The sequence below is a fragment of the Pseudomonas lactis genome, from assembly GCF_001439845.1.
GTDB classification, from domain to species: Bacteria; Pseudomonadota; Gammaproteobacteria; order Pseudomonadales; family Pseudomonadaceae; genus Aquipseudomonas; species Aquipseudomonas lactis.
Window position 1 is genome coordinate 20220 of the sequence record NZ_JYLO01000015.1, and the last position, 22560, is coordinate 42779.

Annotated in this window: 28 protein-coding genes; 22 read left to right on the top strand and 6 right to left on the bottom strand. The window is 58.1% G+C overall.

Annotation, left to right across the window (positions count from 1 at the left end):
- Positions 1–156: 156 nt before the first annotated feature.
- The 18 genes from TX24_RS24285 to recX all read left to right on the top strand — a co-directional run bounded on the left by TX24_RS24285 (position 157) and on the right by recX (position 14300).
- Positions 157–840 carry a phage minor tail protein L gene (locus TX24_RS24285; protein WP_057711470.1) on the top strand — a complete coding sequence of 228 codons (684 nt, stop codon included), beginning with the start codon at positions 157–159 and terminating at the stop codon, positions 838–840.
- A gap of 2 nt (positions 841–842) precedes the next feature.
- The gene (locus TX24_RS24290) at positions 843–1616 is read left to right on the top strand and encodes a C40 family peptidase (RefSeq protein WP_057711472.1); all 774 of its coding nucleotides are present in this window, start codon (positions 843–845) and stop codon (positions 1614–1616) included.
- Between the two features lie 33 nt (positions 1617–1649).
- Positions 1650–2279, top strand: coding sequence for a tail assembly protein (locus TX24_RS24295; RefSeq protein WP_032893273.1), 630 nt, complete (start codon positions 1650–1652; stop codon positions 2277–2279).
- 32 nt (positions 2280–2311) lie between these two features.
- Entirely contained in the window at positions 2312–2920 is a 609-nt protein-coding gene (locus tag TX24_RS24300) for a tail assembly protein (RefSeq protein WP_032893272.1), read from the top strand.
- Positions 2921–2979: 59 nt separating this feature from the next.
- A complete protein-coding gene (locus tag TX24_RS24305; RefSeq protein WP_057711474.1) occupies positions 2980–6714 on the top strand; it encodes a TipJ family phage tail tip protein in 3735 nt (1244 codons plus the stop codon).
- A complete protein-coding gene (locus TX24_RS31960; RefSeq protein WP_157255569.1) occupies positions 6711–7040 on the top strand; it encodes a hypothetical protein in 330 nt (109 codons plus the stop codon). The genes TX24_RS24305 and TX24_RS31960 overlap by 4 nt, the downstream gene beginning before the upstream one ends.
- Positions 7037–7720, top strand: coding sequence for a hypothetical protein (locus TX24_RS31965; protein WP_157255570.1), 684 nt, complete (start codon positions 7037–7039; stop codon positions 7718–7720). Before TX24_RS31960 ends, TX24_RS31965 begins: the two co-directional genes overlap by 4 nt.
- A 169-nt stretch (positions 7721–7889) precedes the next feature.
- Positions 7890–8816: a pyocin knob domain-containing protein gene (locus TX24_RS24315; protein ID WP_057711477.1), complete on the top strand. Its 927-nt coding sequence runs from the start codon at positions 7890–7892 to the stop codon at positions 8814–8816.
- Positions 8813–9169: a hypothetical protein gene (locus TX24_RS24320; protein WP_057711479.1), complete on the top strand. Its 357-nt coding sequence runs from the start codon at positions 8813–8815 to the stop codon at positions 9167–9169. The genes TX24_RS24315 and TX24_RS24320 overlap by 4 nt, the downstream gene beginning before the upstream one ends.
- Positions 9162–9374, top strand: a complete 213-nt coding sequence (locus TX24_RS24325; RefSeq protein WP_057711481.1) for a hypothetical protein — start codon at positions 9162–9164, stop codon at positions 9372–9374. Before TX24_RS24320 ends, TX24_RS24325 begins: the two co-directional genes overlap by 8 nt.
- A 67-nt stretch (positions 9375–9441) precedes the next feature.
- Positions 9442–10536, top strand: a complete 1095-nt coding sequence (locus TX24_RS24330; protein ID WP_057711483.1) for a hypothetical protein — start codon at positions 9442–9444, stop codon at positions 10534–10536.
- Entirely contained in the window at positions 10533–10886 is a 354-nt protein-coding gene (locus tag TX24_RS24335) for a hypothetical protein (protein ID WP_057711485.1), read from the top strand. The genes TX24_RS24330 and TX24_RS24335 overlap by 4 nt, the downstream gene beginning before the upstream one ends.
- Positions 10879–11070 carry a hypothetical protein gene (locus TX24_RS24340; RefSeq protein WP_057711486.1) on the top strand — a complete coding sequence of 64 codons (192 nt, stop codon included), beginning with the start codon at positions 10879–10881 and terminating at the stop codon, positions 11068–11070. The genes TX24_RS24335 and TX24_RS24340 overlap by 8 nt, the downstream gene beginning before the upstream one ends.
- Positions 11067–11618: a glycoside hydrolase family 19 protein gene (locus TX24_RS24345; RefSeq protein WP_057711489.1), complete on the top strand. Its 552-nt coding sequence runs from the start codon at positions 11067–11069 to the stop codon at positions 11616–11618. Before TX24_RS24340 ends, TX24_RS24345 begins: the two co-directional genes overlap by 4 nt.
- Complete coding sequence (locus TX24_RS24350; RefSeq protein WP_057711491.1) at positions 11606–12100, top strand: lysis system i-spanin subunit Rz; 495 nt, start codon at positions 11606–11608, stop codon at positions 12098–12100. Before TX24_RS24345 ends, TX24_RS24350 begins: the two co-directional genes overlap by 13 nt.
- An 81-nt stretch (positions 12101–12181) precedes the next feature.
- Positions 12182–12682, top strand: coding sequence for a CinA family protein (locus tag TX24_RS24355; RefSeq protein WP_003189041.1), 501 nt, complete (start codon positions 12182–12184; stop codon positions 12680–12682).
- 83 nt (positions 12683–12765) lie between these two features.
- Positions 12766–13824 carry a recombinase RecA gene (gene recA / locus TX24_RS24360; protein ID WP_003189042.1) on the top strand — a complete coding sequence of 353 codons (1059 nt, stop codon included), beginning with the start codon at positions 12766–12768 and terminating at the stop codon, positions 13822–13824.
- Positions 13825–13832: 8 nt separating this feature from the next.
- On the top strand, positions 13833–14300 hold the full coding sequence (gene recX / locus TX24_RS24365; RefSeq protein WP_003189043.1) for a recombination regulator RecX: 468 nt from the start codon (positions 13833–13835) through the stop codon (positions 14298–14300).
- Between the two features lie 61 nt (positions 14301–14361).
- Here recX and TX24_RS24370 read toward each other — a convergent pair whose 3' ends face one another.
- Together TX24_RS24370 and TX24_RS24375 are read right to left on the bottom strand one after the other, a co-directional pair.
- Positions 14362–15474, bottom strand: a complete 1113-nt coding sequence (locus TX24_RS24370) for an LOG family protein (RefSeq protein WP_057711492.1) — start codon at positions 15472–15474, stop codon at positions 14362–14364.
- Positions 15475–15768: 294 nt separating this feature from the next.
- A complete protein-coding gene (locus TX24_RS24375; RefSeq protein ID WP_003189047.1) occupies positions 15769–16203 on the bottom strand; it encodes a PA3611 family quorum-sensing-regulated virulence factor in 435 nt (144 codons plus the stop codon).
- Between the two features lie 178 nt (positions 16204–16381).
- Here TX24_RS24375 and TX24_RS24380 point away from each other — a divergent pair, with 178 nt between their 5' ends.
- The 3 genes from TX24_RS24380 (at position 16382) to TX24_RS24390 (ending at position 18441) form a co-directional block, all read left to right on the top strand.
- Positions 16382–17101 carry a tRNA-uridine aminocarboxypropyltransferase gene (locus tag TX24_RS24380; protein WP_034135794.1) on the top strand — a complete coding sequence of 240 codons (720 nt, stop codon included), beginning with the start codon at positions 16382–16384 and terminating at the stop codon, positions 17099–17101.
- Positions 17102–17352: 251 nt separating this feature from the next.
- Positions 17353–18003: a response regulator transcription factor ErdR gene (erdR, locus tag TX24_RS24385; protein WP_003189050.1), complete on the top strand. Its 651-nt coding sequence runs from the start codon at positions 17353–17355 to the stop codon at positions 18001–18003.
- Between the two features lie 75 nt (positions 18004–18078).
- Positions 18079–18441: a diacylglycerol kinase gene (locus tag TX24_RS24390; RefSeq protein ID WP_003189051.1), complete on the top strand. Its 363-nt coding sequence runs from the start codon at positions 18079–18081 to the stop codon at positions 18439–18441.
- 3 nt (positions 18442–18444) lie between these two features.
- On the opposite strand, the gene TX24_RS24395 is transcribed toward TX24_RS24390, so the two are convergent.
- Positions 18445–19371 carry a LysR family transcriptional regulator gene (locus TX24_RS24395; protein ID WP_003189054.1) on the bottom strand — a complete coding sequence of 309 codons (927 nt, stop codon included), beginning with the start codon at positions 19369–19371 and terminating at the stop codon, positions 18445–18447.
- Positions 19372–19496: 125 nt separating this feature from the next.
- On the opposite strand from TX24_RS24395, the gene fpr reads away from it, so the two are divergent.
- A complete protein-coding gene (gene fpr / locus TX24_RS24400; protein WP_003189055.1) occupies positions 19497–20276 on the top strand; it encodes a ferredoxin-NADP reductase in 780 nt (259 codons plus the stop codon).
- 136 nt (positions 20277–20412) lie between these two features.
- Here the strand turns inward: fpr and tsaA are convergent, their stop codons facing one another.
- The 3 genes from tsaA to TX24_RS24415 form a co-directional block, all read right to left on the bottom strand.
- Positions 20413–21108: a tRNA (N6-threonylcarbamoyladenosine(37)-N6)-methyltransferase TrmO gene (gene tsaA / locus TX24_RS24405; RefSeq protein WP_034135793.1), complete on the bottom strand. Its 696-nt coding sequence runs from the start codon at positions 21106–21108 to the stop codon at positions 20413–20415.
- A gap of 3 nt (positions 21109–21111) precedes the next feature.
- Positions 21112–21573 carry a YehS family protein gene (locus TX24_RS24410; RefSeq protein WP_003189058.1) on the bottom strand — a complete coding sequence of 154 codons (462 nt, stop codon included), beginning with the start codon at positions 21571–21573 and terminating at the stop codon, positions 21112–21114.
- A gap of 68 nt (positions 21574–21641) precedes the next feature.
- Positions 21642–22352, bottom strand: coding sequence for an rRNA pseudouridine synthase (locus TX24_RS24415; protein WP_003189059.1), 711 nt, complete (start codon positions 22350–22352; stop codon positions 21642–21644).
- Between the last annotated feature and the right edge of the window lie 208 nt (positions 22353–22560).

Here is a 22560-nt window from a genome sequence, read left to right on the forward strand (position 1 = left end):
GAGCGAGCTTGCTCGCGAAAAACGTTAACGATAACGCGTGTTTCCTGATTGAACGCGGCGCCTGTGAGTTTTTCGCGAGCAAGCTCGCTCCTACAAAAAGCCTTAACTGAACGGCATTACGCCACAGTGCGGGGTTTTCTTTGCCCGGAGAATCATATGTCCATCACCGCAGATATCCAGACCCTGGAGCCCGGGGCCTGGGTGGAGCTTTTCGAACTCGATGCCACCTCCCTGGGTGCCGAGCTTTACCGGTTTCATGGTTACCCACAGGAGTCCTCGATCTTCTGGCAGGGCCACGAGTACTCACCTTGGCCGATCCAGGCCGAAGGCTTTGAAATGTCGGGGCACGGCACCCAACCGACGCCGACACTGGCCGTAGGCAACGTGGGTGGTTTCATCACGGCGCTGGTGCTGTATTTCGAGGATTTGGTAGGCGCGCGCCTGATCCGCCATCGCACTCTGGCCAAGTACCTCGACGGCCAGCCCGAAGCCGACCCGGAAGAGGAACTGCCGCCGGACATCTGGTACGTCGAGCGCAAAGTCGCCGAAAGCAGCGAGACGGTGAAGTTTGAACTGGCCAGTGCGCTGGACTTCAATGGCGTGCAACTGCCCCGTCGACAGATCGTCGCCAACGTGTGTTGGTGGCTCAGTTGCGGCGGCTACCGCGGCCCTTATTGCGGCTACAACGGCGGCCCGGTGGCGGATGCCAATGACGTGATCGTCACCGACGCGGCCAAGGATAAATGCGGTGGGCGGCTGACCAGCTGCAAGCTGCGTTTCGGCGAGAACAACCCACTGCCCTACGGCTCATTCCCCGCAGCCGGACTGTTGCGGAGCTGAGCATGAACAAGACCAACCTGGCGGCGATTACCCGGCACGCCGTGGCCGCGTATCCCCATGAGTGCTGCGGCCTGCTGATTCGTGAAGGGCGCAAGCGTGTGTATGTGCCGTGTCGAAATACGGCGAGCACGCCCAGCGAACATTTTCGTCTGGCGCCCGAGGATTACGCCGCCGCCGAAGAGCGGGGCGAGATCCTCGCAGTAGTGCACAGCCATCCGGATTGTCCGGCGACACCCAGTGAAGCAGACCGTGTGGCGTGCGAAGCCTCCGGGTTGCCCTGGCACATCGTTGAAGTACACAAAGGCGACGACGGGCAGGTACGCACCGGAGAATGGGCCGGTTGCACGCCAAACGGTTACCAGGCGCCCCTGATCGGTCGTGCCTTCGCCCACGGCGTGCATGACTGCCTGAGCATTATCCTTGACTACTACCGCCGCGAGCTGGGTATCGAGCTGGGTGACTATCAGCGTGAAGACGGTTGGTGGGACAACGGCGGCAACCTCTACCTGGACAACCTGCCGGCCGCTGGCTTCGTGCAGGTCAGCCAACTGCAACAGGGCGATATCGTGCTCATGCAGATCCGCTCGCCAGTGCCCAACCATGCCGCGATCTACCTGGCCAATGGCGTGCTGCAAAGTGAACCCGAACATTACCCCGCGCCAGGTTCGATCCTGCACCACCTGTATGGCCGCGACAGCAAGCGCGACACCTACGGCGGCTATTGGGGCGAGGTGACGGTGAGCTATTGGCGACACGGCCTGCGGGCCAAACATTAACCACATCGGCGGATCATTCGCCGGGAGGATGCCATGCATCATGAAAAAGTCAGGACGGTGCGCCTCTACGGCAGCCTGGGCGCGAGCTTCGGGCGCGTGCATCGACTGGCGGTGAGCAATGCCTCGGAAGCTATCCATGCGCTGTGCATTCTGGTGCCAGGGTTCGAGCGTTTCTTGATGGAATCCAAGGACCGGGGCGTGACGTATTCGATCTTCCTGGGCCGGGACAATATTGGTCAGGATCGCCTCAAGGCACCTCCAGGCGCTGCGGATATCCGTATCGCACCGGTACTGGTGGGCAGTAAGCGCGCAGGGTCGATGCAAACCATTATTGGCGTTGCGCTGATTGTGGCGGCGTCGTACTTCTCTGGCGGTCTGGCATCGGGAAGTTCCTCTACCCTGATCGGTGCTTCATCCGCCACCGGCTGGACCTTTGCCGCGAGCATGGGGATTTCCATGGCCATGGGTGGCGTCGCGCAGCTGATGTCGCCCATGCCCAAGGGCCTGGGCACCATGGACCGCCCGGATAATCGCCCCAGCTACAGCTTCAATGGCCCGGTGAACACCAGCATCCAGGGTAGCCCGGTAGGCCTGTTGTATGGCGAACTGACGGTGGGCAGTGCGGTGGTCAGCGCGGGTATCTATGCGCAGGACCAACTCTAGCCAACGTCGCGAAGATGACCAGGAGAGTGCTCATGGAATTGGCAGTAGAACAAAATATGATGCGAACCGTCCTGCTATCAGGCTCGCTCGCCAGGCTTTTCGGTCGAGAGCATCGTGTGACCACCTCGGGTGGTTTCAAGGACGTGATGGGCTACTTCAAACAGTTTCCCGGTTTTGAACGTTACATGCTGCAGAGCGCTGATAAAGGTTTGCGCTTTGCGGTATTCAACGGCAAACGCAACATTAGCGAAGACGATATTCAAAAGCCTCTTGGCAAGGACGTGATTCGTATCGCGCCAGTGTTGACCGGCTCCAAGCGGGCCGGGGGGCTACAGACCATTATCGGCGCGGTATTAATCGCGGTGGCGTATTACAACCCGTTTGGCTTTCTCACTGGCCCGGCGGCCAGCATGATGATGATGGCAGGTGCGTCCATGGCGATGGGGGGCGTCATGCAGATGTTGTCACCTCCCCCCAAAGGGCTTGGCGCCCAGGATAGCCCCAACAATCGCCCGAGCTACAGCTTCAATGGCCCGGTCAATACCAACGCCCAGGGCAATCCGGTAGGGCTGCTCTACGGCGAGTTGGTCGTCGGCAGTGCTGTGATCAGTGCCGGCATCTACGCCCAGGACCAACTCTAACCGTCCTCCTTTTCAACCAACCCGCCGAGTGCGGGTTTTATTTCGCCTGAAGGAAAGCCATGACTGACTTCACTCTCGCTGGCAGCAAAGGCGGCGCGTCCAAGCCCCGTCCCTCCGTGGAGGCGCCAGACAGCCTGCAAAGTACGGCCTATGCCCGTATCCTCGATCTCGTCAGCGAAGGCGAGATTGTCGGTTTGAAAAACGATAAGCGCTCGGTGTTTCTCGACGAGACCCCGCTGGCCAACGCCGATGGCAGCCTCAACTTCAGTGGCGTGACCCTCGACACCCGCAATGGCAGCCAGGACCAGTCACACATACCTGGCTTCCCGGCGGTGGAAAACGAAAGCCCGGTGTCGATCGAGCTGCGCAGCGATCAGCCCTGGACCAAGTCCTATTCCAACCTGCAACTGTCGGCGGTACGGGTTCGCCTGGCCGTGACGCGCCTGTCGCAGACCAACACCAGCAACGGCGACACCAACGGTTATACCGTGCAGTACGCCATTGACCTGTCCACCGACGGCGGCGCATTTACAGAGGTGCTGGCCGCCGCGTTCAGTGGCAAAACCACCACCAAGTACGAACGTTCCCACCGTGTCGACTTGCCACCCGCGAAAGTCGGCTGGACCTTGCGCGTGCGCCGTATCACGCCGAACTCCACCAGTGGCACGATTGCCGATACCACCACCGTGGAATCGTCCACCGAGGTGATTGACGCCAAGCTGCGCTACCCGGGCTCGGCGCTGATCGGCCTGCAATTCGATGCCGCGCAATTTCAGTCGATCCCCTCGCGCTCCTTCGAACTGCGCGGGCGCATCATCAAGGTGCCAAATAACTACGACCCACAAACCCGCACCTACAGCGGTGTATGGGACGGTACGTTCAAATCGGCCTGGACCGACAACCCGGCGTGGATCTACTACGACCTGCTATTGCACCAACGCTATGGCCTGGGCCACCTGCTCAACGCCGGTCAAGTGGATAAGTGGGAGCTTTACCGCATCGGCCAGTACTGCGACCAGCCGGTATCCGACGGCAAGGGCGGCACCGAACCGCGCTTCACCTGCAACCTGTACCTGTCGGTGCGTGCCGATGCACTGAAGGTGCTGCAAGACTTGGCGACTACCTTCCGGGGCATGGCCTATTGGGGCGCGGGTTCCGTGATGGCGGTGGCGGATATGCCGGAAGACCCGGTGTACACCTACTCCAACGCCAACGTGATCGGCGGCCAGTTCATCTACGGCGGTTCGGCGAAAAAGACCCGCTACACCGTTGCCCTGGTCAGTTGGAACGACCCGACGGATTTCTATCGCCAGAAGGTGCAATACGTCGACGACGCCGAAGGTATCGCGCGCTATGGCATCCAGCAAACCGAAATCAGCGCCACCGGCTGCACCTCCCAGGCGCAAGCCCAGCGCATCGGCAAATGGGCATTGCTGACCAACCGCCTGGAAACCGAAAGCGTGACCTTCGCGGTCGGCCTCGACGGCACCCTGGCGCGGCCCGGCCAGATCATCCGCGTGGCCGACAACGACCGCGCCGGCCGCCGCATTGGCGGGCGTCTGCGTGCCGCCACCCTCGACACCCTGACCCTGGATGCCGAAGTCACCGCCACTGCCGGCGACACCATCACCCTGGTGATGCCCAACGGCAAGGCTGTATCCCGAGCGGTCAAATCCGTCAGCGCCGCAGGTGCGGATGAGCAGTTGGTTACGCTGCAAACCAAGCTCGACGACATGCCGCCGGCTCAATCGATCTGGGCCGTCGACTCCGCGACCCTGGCTTTGCAACAGTTCCGCGTACTGTCGATTTCCGAAGACTTTTCGGATGACGAAATCAAATACAGCCTCAGCGCGGTCAAGCACGTACCGAGCAAATTTGCCGCCATCGACAACGGCGCAAAAATCGACAGCCCACCGATCACCGTAATCCCGCCGAGCGTACAAGCGGCCCCGATCAACGTGACCGTCAGCAATGACCATTTCGTCGAGCAGGGCAGCGCGGTCAATGTCATGACCATCGAGTGGCAGCGAGTGGCCAATGCCATTGCGTACGAGGCGTACTGGCGCAAGAACGACGGTGAATGGGTCTACGCAGGCCGCACGGGCGGCAGTTCTATCGAGGTGTCCGGCATTTATGCCGGGCGTTATGTGGCCAAGGTGCGGGCGATCAACGCGCTGGATATCGGCTCCCTGTATAGCGAGTCCGTGGAAACCGTCCTTAACGGCAAGACCACACTGCCGCCGACCGTGGCCGCGCTGACGACGGAGTCGTTGGTGTTTGCGATCAAGGTCAAATGGCAGATTCCGCAGGGTGTGAGCACGGCGGATTTGCAGCGCACGGAAATCTGGTACGGGAAAACCGCTGATTTGGCGATGGCAACCAAGCTGGGGGATTACGCCTATCCGCAGACTGATTTGACCATGATGGGGCTGGCGGCGGGGACGTCGTTGTTCTTCTGGGCGCGGTTGGTGGATCGTACGGGGAATATCGGGCCGTGGTTTCCAAGCGGGTCGGGCGTCAACGGGCAAGCGAGTTCGGATGCGTCGCCGATTCTGGATCTGATCGCAGGGCAAATCAGCGAGACGGAACTGGGCAAGCACTTGCTCGACCGTATCGAGTTGATTGATGGATCTGGCGCGGGTTCGGTCAACGACCGATTGGACAATACCCGTAAAGAACTGCAAGCACTGGTTGATCAAGTGACGGATGCGTTGCTGTATGACGCGGCCAGGGCATATGCCAGTGGCGAGTTTGTACGCCAGGAAAATCATCTTTACCAGGCTATCCAGACAGTACCGGCTAACAGCCCGCCGCCTAACGCGGCTTATTGGCTCGACATTGGCTCCCTGGTGCAAACCAGCAATGCACTGGCGTTGCAGATCCAGCAGAACAAAACAGCGATTGAGACGGTGGACGGCAAGGTTACCAGCACCGCCCAGAAAACCGACGGGGTTTATGCTCAGGTCAATCCGAAGATGGCAGGTGATGAGCAAACCTCATTTGCGGGTGATGACGTTTCCATGGCTGGTACTTGGTCGGTGATGTCGGCGATTGCCGAGGGTGATATTGCCCAGGCGATGAAGACGGATGCGTTGGAGGTGAGGGTCAATCAGAACCGAGCCAGTATTACCACCGTAGACAGCGCTTCTGCTTCCCGGGATGAAGCCCTTGCCCAGCGGGTTACGCGGCTGGATGCAAAGGTCAATAACAACTCGGCATCGATTGATACGCGACTAACGACGTTGGCCACTGCGGATAAAACGCTGGCCCAAAGCATTGAAACGGTACAGACCAAAGTTAACCAACAGTCAGTGAGTATCCAGACCAATACCTCGGCGATTGCGGATACCAATGGGAAGTTGGCGGCGAATTGGTCCGTGCGGATGCAGGTTGCCGCAGGCGGTGGGTACAAGTTCGCCGGTATTGGGTTGGGTATCGAGAATGGTCCGGGTGGGTTGCAAAGTCAGTTTCTGATTTCGGCGGATCAGTTTGCGATATATAACGAAAATACGCCTGGTAAACCTTCGACACCGTTCGCGGTTAGAGGTGCTGAAACATTTATCAATAGTGCGTTTATTCAAAATGGCACGATCACCAACGCCAAAATTGGCAGCACTATTCAATCTGATGCGCTGGGAGCCAATGGGAAACCAGTATGGATTTTGGATAAGTCAGGGTTGTTTGAACTCAATAGTTCCGGGCCAGGGGGGCGTCGTGAAGTTCGACCAAACGTTGACAAGATTTATGATGCTGAAGGGAATCTGAGGATAAAAATTGGAGATCTCAACTCATGACGCATGGTATCCAGTTTTATGATAGTCGAGGAGGCGAAACCTTAGGGCTCAATTCAAAAACCATGAGAGCAGTTTCCCTTGTTTATGGGAAGGGATTGCCAACGAATGGTGCAATGGTAGCACTTCCAAAGTTTGATCCTCTCAAGGGAGTGGTTATGGTGGAGGCTTATGGCATAGAGCAAACAATAATGCCGGGCTACTCCATTGTGGGTGCATATCCAAATGCAAGTTTGAAATTCGATGTGCTGGACGCGGAATGGGCAGCTGCTTTCGGTGCGCAGTATGCAAATCAGCAATATTCGATTATGGCGGTGCACTATAAATGAGCTATGGAATATTATGTATTGGTAACGATGGTCAAACGATTATCGACGATGAAAACTCACTATTTCATGTTATGTCATCAGGAAGCTATGCCGCTGCGTCACCCAATATTCAGGGGTGTTGGATCTATGTGACTTACACGGCGACGATAAATTCGCCCAGACCACCGCTTGTATTTATTTCGCCGGACGGTGCCGGTGTTTATTTTCCGGTTGTGCACGCGGGTAGTGCTGGAGCATGGACGGGGTTTTCAGTTTACTTTGCTGGCAATTACCCAACGGTAGGTCTCGCCTACACGGGGAAGTATTGCGCCTGTGTCGCTCATCCACCCGCAACAGGTGGTTATGGAATGCAGGTTTTTGATAAAAGCGGTCAGGTGGTGTTTGATAGCAACTACAAAGTAATTGGTTTTGTAGGCGGGGCGCAGGACTGGGTTCCCCATGATTATCTGGATATGAACTTTTTCTTTCGAGTGTGGATGTATCGAATTCCTTGGGTTTACGGTAAGGATTCATATTTTTTGATGAATGTGTTTCGACAAGATTTCCTCTCTGGTTCGAGTACTTCATCAGTGACTATAGGGTTTCAAAATGCGTCTAGAGAAACTATTGAATTATCTGTTGTGACTGCGAAAACGGCTGCGCCGAAAGTTAATTGGCCACTGCTTGTTGGGGCGCCTTAGTTTCTATTCGGTCTTTTGTTCGCGGGTGCATGTCCCTGAATATATATATTCTACGGTGATAGCGTGCTCAATATATTTTTAATGTACTGGCGGTGAGAAAATGGCACGACAAGAAATAGATATAGGTACGCGCCCCAGTGGGGTAGGTGGTGATACACCGCGCAGTGCCATGATCAAAATCAATGCAATGACCAACGAGTTGTATAAAGGCGATGCACTGGCAAAAGCCAGTGGTTGGGGAGGGAATGTCCCCTTTGCTATGCAACCCACCGACAGCGCCGATGGCCTACCCGTAATAAATGGGCTGTTCATGTTCGGCAACGGTGGTGTTTCTCTGCCATACCCTTACGTATTCATCATTCAGGTGCTCTCGGGATCGGGTGGATATGTGCGGCAAGTTGCCTATAGCCTTTTAGAGAACGTGACCTGGGAACGTCAGTTTTTGCAAGGAGCCGCTGCGGGCAAAGCCTGGACGCAAGTTATCAAGGCAGGCGATTTTGGCGTAGGCGGTGTGGTCAAAATACTCACCACCAGTGCGGACGCAGTGGCGGCCACCGGAGAGTACTACGGCAACAATATTCCCGGACCCAATGGCCCCAACAGCTATGGCTTTTTGTCGCACAAATATTTGTCGGCTGTGTACTCCACTCAGGAGTGGGTCAACCCCGATACCACGAACACCGCGTTCAGGCGAGTCAACGCCAACGGCACATGGACACCATGGGCGCGCCTGTACACAGGTGCCAATGCCGAAGGCGATCCGGTATCGGGTGTCGGGTTGATGAGTAAAACAGTGGTAGGCGGCTGGAATATCAGTAAGTACATCAACGGCCAGATTTGCATTCAGGGCTATAGTCCGGTCAGTGCGGTATTGCCACCTAATCAGCCTACGGTGGTGACGGTTGCTTTGCCGGTGGCAATCGTATTGGGCAGTGGCAGCGTTTATGTAAATCCGCAGCCTCAGATGACTTATGAACATTTCGGCGCGTTGAACTGCTACGTCAACGGGACCAGTGCGGTGGACATCATCATCAGAAATGGCTCGACCGCTCAAAGTTTCCAAAACGCCGTGACTGTATGGGGAGCCTGGAAATGATCAGGATCAAACTGTTTCCCTTCTTGACGGATGAGCCGCTGAAGGTCTCTGTGCGCGATGAAGTGATCACGGTCAACGGCCGGGATTTTGATCTTTCGGTCATCCCGGACGGTTATCGCCTTCTCGCCAGCGCAATGGGCAGTGACTGCTTCGTAGATGAGATCGTACGAATCCATGGCGACCTGAGCCTCACGCTTAAATTGCCGGTCAAGTGGGATGATCCGCCGTCACTGCGCAACCCGGTTGAGCCTACGATCATTGAGGTGAGCTCCAATGGGCCAGTTGAAATACCCATCTCTGCAATAACTGAAGAACGTTCAGCACCCTCCCTGGAAGAGGTGATCCATGATTGATGTCAGCCAATTGCAAAAAATAAAGAGCGCCCAGGAGCTGGAGGAGGATCTCGCCCTTGATCAGGCCCATGGCTACCTCAGGGACAGTGACTGGTATGCGTTTGCGCAGCTGGAGGAAGGCACCCCGATGCCTGCGGATATCAAAGCCGCTCGCAATGCGGCACGCGCCACGATCTACCGGCTTGCTGAAAAACGCCTGCCCTGAAAAATGCGCAGACATCCCGTACCCGCTTTTTAGCGGGTCTTTTATTGCCCGACTATGGAGAGTCCCCATGGCACGACAGGAAATCAATATTGGTGCGGCACCCACTGGCGTCGGCGGTGATACTCCGCGCAGCGCCAGTATCAAGATCAACGCAATGACCCAGGAGTTGTTCGCTCGCCAGGCTCAGTTGGGCACGGCAGCCACTCAAAACGTAGTGACCGGCAGCGATGACTTCACCCCAGGGCGGGTGTCAATGATGGGGCATGCGGGTTGGGGTAGTACTCCGATTTCGAGATCGCCTACCGACGATGCTAACGAGTTGCCTCGAGTCAGTGGTCTGTTTCAATTCGGCAATGGCGGTATCAACCTGCCTAACCCGTTCGTGCAGATTCTGCAGATAGCCAACTCCGGCGGCTACGTCTGGCAAACCGCGAAGGCTATGCTTGATGAGTCGGTTTATATGCGAGGTCGACGTGGGGATGGTGCTTGGTCCCCGTGGCGGGCTGACATCAATTCATCGTTGTTTGCGATCGGGATCGGGCAAGGTGCCTCGACCGGAGAACTAATGGGGCTGTCGGCTGCACAAACCGCATCCCCAAATAAAGCCAATACGGGGCTGTACAGTTATTACGGTCACCCGGATGGCGTACCGGGGTTTGGTGCAATCAGTGTGCTCTCTCAAGCTTGGGGCCATGATCCGCAGTGGCGTGCGCAGTTGTCGATGGCGGTATCGGGGGATGGTATTCACTTCCGCCAGTTCAGCGTCAACCCAGGCGCGGCGGCACCCAACTGGCGCAGCATTCTTCATAACGGTAACGCGATTTCCGGGGTGCTCAACGCTGGCCCTTCGGGCGCCTTACCAATTAATTCCGGGCTGATCGAACGTGGCGGTGCGCTCGACAACTGGTATTTCCGCTTTGCTGGCGGTTTGCAAATCTGTCAGCAGCGCTTCACCGGCTACACCGCTGGTGTCACGCGCAACGTTGCATGGCTGGCGGCTTTCGCGGACACGCCTGTGGCGGTGTTCCCCAACATTTACCCGTCGGTTGACTGGGACATGTCGGCCAGGTGCTACGGCAATAGTGGCTCCTACTTTTTTATGTCTGACCGGACGCTGAACAATGTCGTGACAGTGACGGCAATCGGGAGATGGCACGCATGATTATTCACCATGTACCTTTTCGGCCTCTTGGTATCGCGACTCCCACGACAGCCTTTGTCGAAGGTGAAACATTGATCCTGAATGACCAAAGGATTGACCTTTCGCAGATCCCTGACGGGATGACCCTGCCGATGTCCGCCATCGGGCATGAATTGTTCGCAGGGCCCGTCACCCGTCGTAATGGCGAGATCGAATTGACCTTGAAGCTGGCCGTCAACGCGGGTGCGCCAGCTTATATGTGGCAGAACGGCAGGCTCCAGGTATCGGCCGGGCCGGTTCCCTTTCCGGTCGAGCCGATTGATCCGCCCAATCACTCAGCCAAACCCTTGGAGGACTTGAGCGATGTTTGATTTGTCGAAGCTTGAAAAAAACCAGACCCCCCAAGACCTCCAGGCACAGGCGGACTCCCGTGAGGCCCTTGCTTATCTGGCGTCTACCGACTGGTACAGCTTGCGGTACCTCGAAGAGAACACGCCCGTGCCCGAAGCGATTCTGGCCGCCAGGGCGGTGGCCCGTGGCAAGGTCCTCTCATGACACTCGCGCAACTCCAGCACATCTTTCCACGCGCCCGCTCTTTAGCGGGCGTTTTCATATCCTCACTCAACTTGGCAATGCTGAATCGGCAAATCAACACTCCCCAACGCGCCGCAGCCTTCCTCGCTCAAATCGGTCACGAGTCGGGTGAACTGCACTACGTGCGCGAACTGGGCAGTGATCAATACCTGAGCAAGTACGACACCGGCAGCTTGGCCGCGCGGCAGGGCAACACCCCCGAAGCGGACGGAGATGGACAAAAGTATCGTGGCAGAGGGCTCATCCAGATAACCGGCCGCCGTAATTACCTTGCGTGCAGCCAGGCATTGTTCGGCGATGATCGCCTGCTGCTCCAGCCACAACTGCTGGAGCAACCGCAATGGGCCTGCGAATCCGCCGCCTGGTTCTGGCAAAGCAACGGCCTTAACGAACTCGCCGACAAAGGCCAGTTCACCACCATCACCCGTCGCATCAACGGTGGCCTCAACGGTCTGGACGACCGTTTGCAGTTATGGGCCCGGGCGAAGGCGGTGTTATGCGCTTCCTAGGCGCGTTTCGCTTGATCGGTGTGTGCTTGCTCATGGCGTTGGTCTGGCAGGTACAGGCGTGGCGATACGGTGCGCGTATTGAGTTGCAATCGGTCGCCCATGCCCAGGCTCTGAGTCGACAAAGCCAGGCAGCCCTGGAGCGTCAACAGGCCGAACAAACCAAACGCCTGGCCCTTGAGCAACGCCTCAGCGCCAGCGATCAACAACACACCCAGGAATTAAGCGATGCCCAACGCAACCAAGTGGCTCTGCGCGATCGCCTGGCCACTGCTGATGTGCGGCTGTCAGTCCTTCTCGACACCACCGCCACTGGCTGTACAGTGCCAGCCGCCTCCACCCCCGGCGGCGTGGTTCATGCAGCCCCGCGAGCCCGACTTGACCCGGCGCATGCTCAGCGAATTATCCGCATCACCGACGACGGCGATAACGCCCTGATCGCCTTGCGTGCTTGCCAGGCCTACGTGCAGGCCGTCGCGCATTAGTCTCTTGATGCACTCTGTGTCTTGCATGGTCGATGGGCTCCTGTAGGGTAGGCAAACCCCCGCCCATTCTTGGAGACGACCGTGAAGGAAATCACTCAACTGGCTGCCGAACTGGGGCGCCGTTTGCAGGTGCTCAGTGCCCACGTCACCACTGCCGAGTCCTGTACCGGCGGCGGTATTGCCGAAGCCATCACGCGGATCCCGGGCAGTTCGGCCTGGTTCGAGGCGGGCTATGTCACTTATTCCAACCGGCAGAAGACCCGGCAACTGAATGTGCCGGAAAAGCTGTTTGCCAAAGTCGGGGCCGTCAGCCAGGAAGTGGTGGAAGCGATGGCCCGCGGCGCGCAGGAAAAAAGCCTGGCGCGGTTTGCCGTGGCGGTCAGTGGGGTCGCGGGCCCCGATGGCGGTTCGCCGGACAAGCCGGTGGGTACCGTTTGGCTGGCCTTTGCCGTGGGCGACGAAATTACGGCCGAGCTTGCGCACTTCCCCGGCAACCGCGACGAGGTCCGCCGACAAACGGTAAAAGCCGCGCTGGAGGGCTTGTTGCGACGAGCTGCAGCAGAAATAGACAATCAGGGGTAGGCGATCACCGATCTTTGTGGAACAATACTGTCTACTTATACAGGTGTTGGCCGTCAGGCCTTATTGATTACGTGAGGACTTTAATGGACGACAACAAGAAGAAAGCCTTGGCTGCGGCCCTGGGTCAGATCGAACGTCAATTCGGCAAGGGTGCCGTAATGCGTATGGGCGATCACGACCGTCAGGCGATCCCGGCTATTTCCACTGGCTCTCTGGGTCTGGACATCGCACTCGGCATTGGCGGCCTGCCAAAAGGCCGTATCGTTGAAATCTACGGTCCTGAATCTTCCGGTAAAACCACCCTGACCCTGTCGGTGATTGCCCAGGCGCAGAAAATGGGCGCCACCTGTGCGTTCGTTGATGCCGAGCACGCCCTGGATCCTGAGTACGCCGGCAAGCTGGGCGTCAACGTCGATGACCTGCTGGTTTCCCAGCCGGACACCGGCGAGCAAGCCCTGGAAATCACCGACATGCTGGTGCGCTCCAACGCCATCGACGTGATCGTGGTCGACTCCGTGGCGGCCCTGGTGCCCAAGGCTGAAATCGAAGGCGAAATGGGCGACATGCACGTGGGCCTGCAAGCCCGCCTGATGTCCCAGGCGCTGCGTAAAATCACCGGTAACATCAAGAACGCCAATTGCCTGGTGATCTTCATCAACCAGATCCGTATGAAGATCGGCGTGATGTTCGGCAGCCCGGAAACCACCACCGGTGGTAACGCGCTGAAGTTCTACGCCTCTGTCCGTCTGGATATCCGCCGTACCGGCGCGGTGAAGGAAGGCGACGAGGTTGTTGGTAGCGAAACCCGCGTCAAGGTTGTGAAGAACAAGGTAGCGCCGCCATTCCGTCAGGCAGAGTTCCAGATACTCTACGGTAAGGGTATTTACCTGAACGGCGAGATGATCGACCTGGGCGTACTGCACGGTTTCGTCGAGAAGTCGGGTGCCTGGTATGCCTACAACGGCAGCAAGATCGGTCAGGGTAAGGCCAACTCGGCCAAGTTCCTGGCGGATAACCCGGATATCGCTGCCACGCTTGAGAAGCAGATCCGCGACAAGCTGCTGACTGCCGCGCCAGATGTAAAAGCGGCTGCCAACCGTGAGCCGGTTGAAGAAGTGGAAGAAGCCGACACTGACATCTGAAGCAAACGATGACTGTTGTACTTGATACACTCGTCGCCGTTCGGCGCACTGCGATGGACCTGCTCGCTCGCCGCGAGCATGGTCGAGTCGAGCTGACACGTAAGCTGCGTCAGCGCGGCGCAGAGCCTGAGATGATCGAAACAGCCCTCGACCGGTTGACGGAAGAAGGGCTGTTGTCGGAAGCCCGTTACCTTGAAAGTTTTGTGTCTTACCGCGCACGTTCCGGTTACGGCCCTGCGCGGATTCGTGAAGAACTGAGCCAACGTGGCCTGCAACGTGCCGATATCGACCTCGCGCTACGTGAGTGCGGTATCAGTTGGCAGTCGCAATTGGAGGAAACCTGGCGTCGCAAGTTTGCGGGCCACCTTCCAATTGATGCCAGGGAGCGTGCGAAGCAAGGTCGTTTCTTGAGTTATCGCGGGTTTTCGATGGATATGATCAGCCGCTTATTGAGCGGTCGGGATATGGACGACTGAACGCCAAAAAAACAAAGGCCCACTATGAAAATAGTGGGCCTTTTTTTTCGCCTGTAAAAAATCACGCTGTCTCTGGCGTCATCCGTTGCTGCGCCTTGCCCTGAGCCTGTGCCCAGTTCTCCGGCAGGTTGATGTAATCCACCAACTCCCGCAGCCGCCCCTGATCGCGACCGTTGAAATTGAACACCAGGCGCGTCAAATGGCTGAATCTCGGTTCGTCATGGTCTTCGCCGGTATAGGCGAGTTGCTGGAACTCGCCACTGAGCCGCAGGCTGGCAAACGCTTGTTGCATATGGGCCAGGGCGCGCTCACTCAGCGGATGATTCATGCGCAGTACGAACTCACGCTTAAGCCAACGGGTGGAGTGGAAGTTGGCGTAGAACTGGTTGATTTCGTCCACGGCCTCTTCGGCGCTGTACACCAGGCGGACCAGTTTGAGGTCGGTGGGCAGGATATAGCGATTGGCTTCCAACTGGCCGCGGATGAAGTCCAGGGCGCCTTGCCAGAACCCACCGCCCGGCGCATCCAGTAGCACGACCGGCACCAGCGGGCTTTTGCCGGTTTGGATCAGGGTCAGCACTTCCAATGCCTCGTCGAGGGTGCCGAAACCGCCAGGGCACAACACCAGCGCGTCGGCTTCTTTGACGAAGAACAGCTTGCGGGTGAAGAAGAAGTGGAATGACAGCAGGTTTTCGGTGCCATCAATGGTCGGATTGGCGTGCTGTTCAAAGGGCAGGGTGATATTGAACCCCAGGCTGTGCTCCAGGCCCGCGCCTTCGTGGGCTGCGGCCATGATGCCGCCACCGCCGCCGGTGATGACCATCAGGTCGGAACGTGCGAGCGCGGCACCCACTTCTCGGGCCAGCGCATACAAGGGGCTTTCCACTGGTGTACGCGCCGAGCCGAATACCGTGACTTTGCGCCGGCCCTTGAACTGTTCGAGAACGCGAAAGGCATGGTCCAATTCGCGGATGGCGCGCAGGGTGATTTTGGCGTTCCAGCGGTCACGGTCGTCCTGGGCCATGCGCAGGACGGTGAGGATCATGTCTCGATAAAGAGGGATATTCGGACTGTTGGGAGCGATCAACTGAATTTGTGCGTCGACCTGCTGAGTAAGGTCGGTCCCGTTTTCTTCAAAATGACGAAGCAGCAAATCATTCGATTCATAAGGCATTCAATTTCTCCTTTCTTTACAGGGCCTGGTAGTCGACGAGAACGTCGCTTGGGCCACGACACTGCTTGTGTCGCGGCATGCCGCAGGAGGGCAGGCCTTTTTTGTCCTGAAAATATGACAGAGCAGCATTAAAAACTGTGGTGGGCGGGTAGCCGGGCTAAACGGATGATGGGCCGAAAAACCCTTGGCTGGCAACCGCTTATTGGTGGCTCATTACGCAGTTCAGTCGCAGGCAGCAAACGCAGCACGGGCGTGCGCGCCGCTGGACAGCGGCGCCGGAGGGGCAAGCAGAGGTTACTTTTTCTTCTTCGCCGGAGCCGGGCAATCGGACTCTGCAAACTTGACCGAAGCCACCGGGCGATTGGTCTTGTTCTCGGTGATTTCATAGCGCATCACTGCGCCCTTGGCCATCAGCTCGCGATAGCCTGGGTTGGTGCACACACTGCGCCCCAGCTGGAAATACACAGCCTTGGGGTTGGCGCGCATCTGTTCGGCACGGTCAGGCAGCACGCTGAGGTGATCGATCAACTGCATGCCTTCAACGGTGTAGGCGACTTCCAGGGTTTTTTCATCGATTTCCCGGGGCAGGTCCTTGTTGCTTTCGGCCGCGACGCTTTGCAGCTTCTTGTTCATTTGAGCCTCCAGCAGCGAGGCCGCATGGGCGCCCATAGGCAAGACCAGCGCAAGGGCGACGGATGGGGCAACAAGGCGCAGCATGGAACGCAGCATGAAACTCTCCTGATTCGGTTACTGGTGCATAGACCAGCCACTGGGCTGTGCGTTCAGTGGCGCGCAATTATAGGTGAGCCCTTGCCACTACAGCCAGGCGTATCGCTGGTAAACTGCGGGACTTCTGTTTTTCACGAGTTTGTTCCGTGTCGATTTCCTTTTCTTCGTCGCGTGCCCGATGAGCCACGCCGTCTCCCGTTTGCGTACCCAGCGTCTGGCGCGTGCCGTCAGGCCGTTTCTCAATCGGGGTTCGCGTGCTGAACGCTGTCCCGGCTGTCGGGTCATTCCTGAATACTGCCTATGTGCCTGGCGGCCGCAGGTAGAAGCCAAGTCGGCCATGTGCCTGTTGATGCATGACGTAGAGCCGATGAAACCCAGCAACACGGGCTGGCTGATCGCCGATGTCATACACGACACCACCGCGTTCGCCTGGTCGCGTACCGAAGTCGACCCCGAGCTGCTCAGGTTGCTGGCCGACTCGCAGTGGCAACCGTATATCGTATTTCCCGGCGAATTCGTGGCGCCGCAACGGGTGGTCAGTGAAGTGTGCGTGGATGTGGGCAAGCGCCCGCTGTTCATTCTGCTGGACGGTACCTGGAGCGAAGCGCGCAAGATGTTTCGCAAAAGCCCCTACCTGGAACATTTACCCGTGCTGAGCCTGGCGCCCGAGCAGCTGTCGCGTTACAAGCTACGGCGCTCTAAGCGTGATGACCATTTCTGCACCGCCGAGGTGGCGGCGCTGTGCCTGGAGCTGGCTGATGACCTGGGCGCCAGCGAAGTGCTGGATGCCTACCTCGATGTGTTCAGCACCCACTACCTGGCTGCCAAGTTCCAACTGCCACTGGATGCTGCGGACGCCGTGCATACGCGCCTCGCACCCTACATCCCGGCGGGATAACCAGACGACGTTTGCATGATGGCACTGTAAGCCCGCAACCCGCTAAAATCCCCACGGGCGTAGTGCTTGACCCTCCAGGCTACGCTGGGCATGCTGTGCGCCGATTGGGTGCAACCGTGAATTATCGACGTCGTTTCATGTGTTTTTGACGTTGAGCGGGCCCTGTGGCGATCGCTGCCTGGCCGTCGCCTCGTGTATTGGTGAACCCTGAACCCATCAGGGCTCCCATAAAAAACAGGATCATTTAACCAATGGCCACATACGAAATCCTGATTGCCGATGACCACCCGCTGTTTCGCAGCGCGCTGCATCAGGCCGTAACCCTGGGCCTTGGCCCCGATGTACGTCTGGTCGAAGTGGCCAGCATTGCCGAACTGGAAGCCCGCCTCACCGAAAAATCCGACTGGGACCTGGTATTGCTCGACCTGAACATGCCGGGTGCCTACGGTTTCTCCGGGTTGGTGCTGTTGCGTGGGCAATATCCGCAAATACCGGTGGTGATGGTGTCGGCCCAGGAAGAAGCCGATGTGGTGGTGCGTTCCAAAGAGTTTGGCGCCAGCGGTTTCATTCCCAAGTCCAGCGCGATGGAAGATATCCAGAAAGCCGTGCGTACGGTGTTGGACGGCGATGTGTCCTGGCCACCCCAGGCGTTTGAAGAAATCAATGTGTCCGATGAAGCCAAGGCCGCCCGCGATGGCCTGGCCAGCTTGACGCCCCAGCAGTTCCGGGTATTGACCATGGTTTGCGAAGGGTTGTTGAACAAGCAGATTGCCTACGAGTTGAGTGTGTCCGAAGCGACCATCAAGGCCCACGTTACGGCGATTTTCCGTAAGTTAGGCGTGCGTACGCGCACCCAGGCGGCGTTGCTGCTGCAGCAACTTGAGTCTATCTCGCAACATTAAGTTACAGCCGCTTCACGCTTTTTTGACTTTGCGTGATCTAGCTTCCCCACTTCTTTGGTTCAGTTGCCTACATCTATGTCGCCTTTCAAGGGTCAAACCGGTATCAAACGTATCTTCAACGCAGGGGGCTATTCCTTGGATGGCCTGCGTGCAGCTTTCACTGGCGAGGCGGCATTCCGCCAGTTGGTATTGTTGAACGTCATCCTGATCCCCCTGAGCTTTTTCCTGCAGGTCAGCCGGGTTGAACGGGCGCTGCTGATTGCAGTGTGTTTGTTGGCGCTGATCGTTGAATTGCTCAACTCAGCGGTAGAAGCGGCCATTGACCGTATCTCCCTGGACCGCCACCCGCTGTCGAAGAACGCCAAGGACATGGGTAGTGCCGCGCAGTTCGTGGCACTGACCATGATCACCCTGGTATGGGCCGTGATCCTGATCTGACGATCACGCGATACTCGGCAGCACGATCTCGTCGCTGCGCTGCACCCCAGCGGTGAAGGCGCGGCACAGTTCGAGAAACTCGCGCATCGCCGAGGTCTGGTACTTCTGCTTGTGCCAGATGAAGTAGAACTGCCGGGCCAGGTCCAGGTCCGGGGTTTCCACCGGCACCAGGCTGCCACGGCGGAAGGCATCGCGCAGCGCCAGCCGCGAAATGCAGCCAATTCCCAAGCCTGACTCCACGGCCCGCTTGATTGCCTCCGTGTGTTCCAGTTCCAGGCGGATATTGAGTGCGCTGCGGTGATGACGCATGGCCTGGTCGAAGGTCAGGCGCGTGCCCGAGCCTTGTTCCCGCAGGATCCACGCTTCGTGGGTCAATTCGTCCATGGTTGCCACGCCGCGCTTGGCCAAATGATGCTGAGGGGCGCAAAACACCACCAGCTCATCTTCTACCCAGGTTTGCACCTCGATATCCGGATGGCTGCAGTCGCCTTCGATTAGACCCAGGTCAATTTCGTAATGGGCAACCTGATGCACGATATGCGCAGTGTTCTGCACATGCAGCTTTACCTGGCTCTCGGGGTGTTGCTGCATGAAGCTGCCAATCAACAGCGTCGCCAGGTAATTGCCGATGGTCAGCGTGGCGCCGACCGCAAGGGAGCCGAAGCCGGACTTGCCGTTGAGCAGGTCTTCGATCTCCTTGGCCTGGTCCAGCAGCGCAACGGCCTGGGGCAACAGTTGGTGACCGAGGGCATTGAGGCTCAGGCGTTTACCGGCGCGGTCGAATAATTGGCAGCTGGATTGACGCTCCAGCTCGGTAATCGAGGTGCTGGCGGCGGATTGAGATAAGGCCAGAAGGCCAGCAGCGCGCGAGACGCTTTCCTGCTGGGCGACGGCGACGAAAACTTGCAGTTGACGGAGAGTAAATCGCATATCGATATAACCGATAACCCTTATCTTAATAATCCAGTTAACAGATATTGTCGCCGCCATTAGAATGCTGTGCAATTGCGCATCCTTACCTTTGGCGCAGACCCATTTCCAGGAGTTCCCCGTACATGAGCAACATGAACCACGAGCGTGTCCTCAGTGTTCATCACTGGAACGACACTCTGTTCAGCTTCAAGTGCACCCGCGATCCGGGCCTGCGCTTCGAGAACGGTCAGTTCGTGATGATCGGCCTGCAACAGCCCAACGGCCGCCCGCTCATGCGCGCTTACTCCATTGCCAGCCCGAACTGGGAAGAGCATCTGGAGTTCTTCAGCATCAAGGTGCCCGATGGCCCGCTGACTTCCCAGTTGCAGCATCTGAAGGAAGGCGACGAGATCATCATCAGCAAAAAACCGACAGGCACCCTGGTACTTGACGATTTGAAGCCGGGCAAGCATCTGTATCTGCTCAGCACCGGCACTGGCCTCGCCCCATTCATGAGCGTGATCCAGGACCCAGAGACCTACGAGCGTTTCGAAAAAGTCATCCTGTGCCACGGCGTGCGCTACGTCAACGAAGTCGCCTACCGCGAATTCATCACCGAGCACCTGCCGCAGAACGAGTTCTTCGGCGAGGCCCTGCGTGACAAGTTGATCTACTACCCGACCGTGACCCGCGAGCCGTTCGAAAACGAAGGCCGCCTGACCGACCTGATGCGCAGTGGCAAGCTGTTCAGCGACATCGGCCTGCCGCCGATCAACCCCGAGGACGACCGCGCCATGCTGTGCGGCAGCCCAAGCATGTTGGACGAGACCAGCGAAGTGTTGAACAGCTTCGGTCTCAAGGTTTCGCCACGGATGCGTGAGCCGGGTGACTACCTGATCGAGCGTGCGTTCGTCGAGAAGTGATACGGAGTCAGTAACACCAGCGATCCAAAAAGTGTGGGAGCTGGCTTGCCTGCGATGCAGACACCTCAGTGGTTCAGTTGAACCGAGGTGATGCTATCGCAGGCAAGCCAGCTCCCACATTTGGTTTTCGCCCTATTTAGTTAGCCGAAACCACTTCCAGCACACAAATCATCCCCGGCTCCGGGTAGTGCCAGCGCACATCCACGTCCCAGAAGCGCACACCGTATTCACGCTCAGGGCCGGGCGTTTGGTAGGCCGGTCGCGGATCTTGCGCCAGGCATTGATCAATCAACTCTACCAACGGTTCACCAAGGCGCTGCGCATGGCCTTGCGCCTGTTGCAGTGCAGCCTTGAGCCATTGCACGCCGATCAGTTCGGGCGCATCGCTGGCGATGTGGTTGGTGGCCGCATCAACGCTATCGGCATAGGGCACATACGGTTTGATATCCAGCACCGGCGTGCCATCGAGCAAATCTATGCCGGAAATCCACAGTCGCCCCGGCTCCACCTTGTCCAGTTTCACCACCGACTGGCCGATGCCATTGGGACGATGGGTCGCACGGGTAGCAAATACACCCATGGAGGTATTGCCCCCCAGGCGTGGCGGGCGCACTTTCAGGCGTGGCTTGTCTTCCAGGGTTTGGTGGAACAGGAACAGCAGCCACACATGGCTGACCTGCTCCAGCCCCTGCACCGCCTCACCCTGGTCGAACGGCGCCACCAACTCCAGCACGCCGCGGGCAGCCGGCGCCAACTGCGGTTGGCGCGGGATGGCGAACTTCTCCTTGAAGCAAGAGCGCACGAAGCCGACCGGGGAGACCTGATAGCTCATGGCTTAAGCACGAACCCGCAGGGTCAAGCCCTTGAGGAAGTTGCGCAGCAACTGGTCGCCACAGGTGCGGTAGTTGGTGTGGCCGAACTTGCGGAACAACGCGCTCAGCTCTGGCTTGGACACCGGGAACTCCGCCGCCTTGAGGATTGCATGCATGTCGTCTTCCTTCAGTTCGAAGGCCACACGCAGCTTTTTTAGGATGATGTTGTTGGTCACCGGGGTTTCGATTGGTTGCGGCGGGCGGCTTTCGTCCTTGCCGCGCTTGAAGATCACCAGGCCGTCAAGGAAGTGCGCCATGACGTCATCCGGGCAGAACACGAAGCCTTCTTCCTCATCTTTTTTGAGGTAGGTCAGCAGGTCTTCCTTGGTCACGTCCATGCCGCCGAGCTTGATGATCTCGACCATCTTGTTGTCGCTGATGTCGAGCATGTAGCGCACGCTGCGCAGTACGTCGTTGTGAATCATGGTGGGCAATCCTGGTATTCAACGGATGACACCGCCGGAATCAGGCGGTGTCGGGAAAAGGGAACGGCTTAAAACTTTTCTTTGCCGGACAGGTAACGCCATTGGCCCACCGGCACCTTGCCGATGGACACGCCGCCGATACGGATACGGCGGATGGCGATGACTTTCAGGCCAACGGCTTCGCAGAACAGCGCGATCACGCCGGGTTGCGGGTTTTTCATCGCAAAGCGTAGGCGGTTTTCGTTCTGCCAGCTGGCTTTGACGGCAGGCAGCTCTTTGCCTTTGTAGGTCAGGCCGTGGTTCAGGCGGTTGAGGCCGTGGGCAACCATGTCGCCTTCGACTTCCACCACGTATTCCTGCTCGATCTTGGCGGCATCGGCGGTCAACTTGCGCAGAATCTTCCAGTCCTGGGTGAACACCAGCAGGCCACTGGCCTTGGCTTGCAGGTCGGCGCTGGCGCTCAGGCGCAGAAAGTGCCCCTTGAGCGGGCGCTTGCCGAAGCGGTGTTCTTCAGAGAGGGTATCGGCGCTGATCGAGGCCATGGCGGTTTCAGCATCCACGCCTGCGGGGGCGTGCAGCAGGATGGTCACCGGCTCTGGCGCGGTGGCTTTGGCCTCTGGGTCCAGCTCGACTTTCTCGTCAGTGACCTTGAACTGCGGCTCGTCGATCACTTCGCCGTCCACCGAGACCCAGCCGCCTTCGATAAACAGCTCAGCCTCCCGACGGGAGCAACCGACCAGTTCGATAAGGCGTTTGGAGAGGCGTATGGGGTCAGTCATGACAAGGGCCGTAACAAAAGGGGGCCACTATTGTACCTGCCTGGCGCCGGTTAATCCCGGCTCCATTTCAGCGCATGTGCCCTAACAATTATTTAACTGACGCAACACGGGCCAAATGTGGGAGCTGGCTTGCCTGCGATGGCGGTATACCAGCACCGGATGGGTAGACTGACCCGACGCCTTCGCAGGCAAGCCAGCTCCCACAGTT

Coding starts and splice junctions, on each gene's coding strand:
- TX24_RS31965 (WP_157255570.1), top strand. CDS start 7,037: ATGAGCTATGGAATATTATGTATTGGTAACGATGGTCAAACGATTATC.
- TX24_RS24370 (WP_057711492.1), bottom strand. CDS start 15,474: ATGCCTTATGAATCGAATGATTTGCTGCTTCGTCATTTTGAAGAAAAC.
- TX24_RS24325 (WP_057711481.1), top strand. CDS start 9,162: ATGATTGATGTCAGCCAATTGCAAAAAATAAAGAGCGCCCAGGAGCTG.
- TX24_RS24375 (WP_003189047.1), bottom strand. CDS start 16,203: ATGCTGCGTTCCATGCTGCGCCTTGTTGCCCCATCCGTCGCCCTTGCG.
- TX24_RS24300 (WP_032893272.1), top strand. CDS start 2,312: ATGGAATTGGCAGTAGAACAAAATATGATGCGAACCGTCCTGCTATCA.
- TX24_RS24390 (WP_003189051.1), top strand. CDS start 18,079: ATGTCGCCTTTCAAGGGTCAAACCGGTATCAAACGTATCTTCAACGCA.
- recX (WP_003189043.1), top strand. CDS start 13,833: ATGACTGTTGTACTTGATACACTCGTCGCCGTTCGGCGCACTGCGATG.
- TX24_RS24315 (WP_057711477.1), top strand. CDS start 7,890: ATGATCAAAATCAATGCAATGACCAACGAGTTGTATAAAGGCGATGCA.
- TX24_RS24285 (WP_057711470.1), top strand. CDS start 157: ATGTCCATCACCGCAGATATCCAGACCCTGGAGCCCGGGGCCTGGGTG.
- tsaA (WP_034135793.1), bottom strand. CDS start 21,108: ATGAGCTATCAGGTCTCCCCGGTCGGCTTCGTGCGCTCTTGCTTCAAG.
- recA (WP_003189042.1), top strand. CDS start 12,766: ATGGACGACAACAAGAAGAAAGCCTTGGCTGCGGCCCTGGGTCAGATC.
- TX24_RS24295 (WP_032893273.1), top strand. CDS start 1,650: ATGCATCATGAAAAAGTCAGGACGGTGCGCCTCTACGGCAGCCTGGGC.
- TX24_RS24395 (WP_003189054.1), bottom strand. CDS start 19,371: ATGCGATTTACTCTCCGTCAACTGCAAGTTTTCGTCGCCGTCGCCCAG.
- TX24_RS24410 (WP_003189058.1), bottom strand. CDS start 21,573: ATGATTCACAACGACGTACTGCGCAGCGTGCGCTACATGCTCGACATC.
- TX24_RS24290 (WP_057711472.1), top strand. CDS start 843: ATGAACAAGACCAACCTGGCGGCGATTACCCGGCACGCCGTGGCCGCG.
- TX24_RS24305 (WP_057711474.1), top strand. CDS start 2,980: ATGACTGACTTCACTCTCGCTGGCAGCAAAGGCGGCGCGTCCAAGCCC.
- TX24_RS24320 (WP_057711479.1), top strand. CDS start 8,813: ATGATCAGGATCAAACTGTTTCCCTTCTTGACGGATGAGCCGCTGAAG.
- erdR (WP_003189050.1), top strand. CDS start 17,353: ATGGCCACATACGAAATCCTGATTGCCGATGACCACCCGCTGTTTCGC.
- TX24_RS24380 (WP_034135794.1), top strand. CDS start 16,382: ATGAGCCACGCCGTCTCCCGTTTGCGTACCCAGCGTCTGGCGCGTGCC.
- TX24_RS24330 (WP_057711483.1), top strand. CDS start 9,442: ATGGCACGACAGGAAATCAATATTGGTGCGGCACCCACTGGCGTCGGC.
- fpr (WP_003189055.1), top strand. CDS start 19,497: ATGAGCAACATGAACCACGAGCGTGTCCTCAGTGTTCATCACTGGAAC.
- TX24_RS24345 (WP_057711489.1), top strand. CDS start 11,067: ATGACACTCGCGCAACTCCAGCACATCTTTCCACGCGCCCGCTCTTTA.
- TX24_RS24415 (WP_003189059.1), bottom strand. CDS start 22,352: ATGACTGACCCCATACGCCTCTCCAAACGCCTTATCGAACTGGTCGGT.
- TX24_RS24340 (WP_057711486.1), top strand. CDS start 10,879: ATGTTTGATTTGTCGAAGCTTGAAAAAAACCAGACCCCCCAAGACCTC.
- TX24_RS24335 (WP_057711485.1), top strand. CDS start 10,533: ATGATTATTCACCATGTACCTTTTCGGCCTCTTGGTATCGCGACTCCC.
- TX24_RS24350 (WP_057711491.1), top strand. CDS start 11,606: ATGCGCTTCCTAGGCGCGTTTCGCTTGATCGGTGTGTGCTTGCTCATG.
- TX24_RS31960 (WP_157255569.1), top strand. CDS start 6,711: ATGACGCATGGTATCCAGTTTTATGATAGTCGAGGAGGCGAAACCTTA.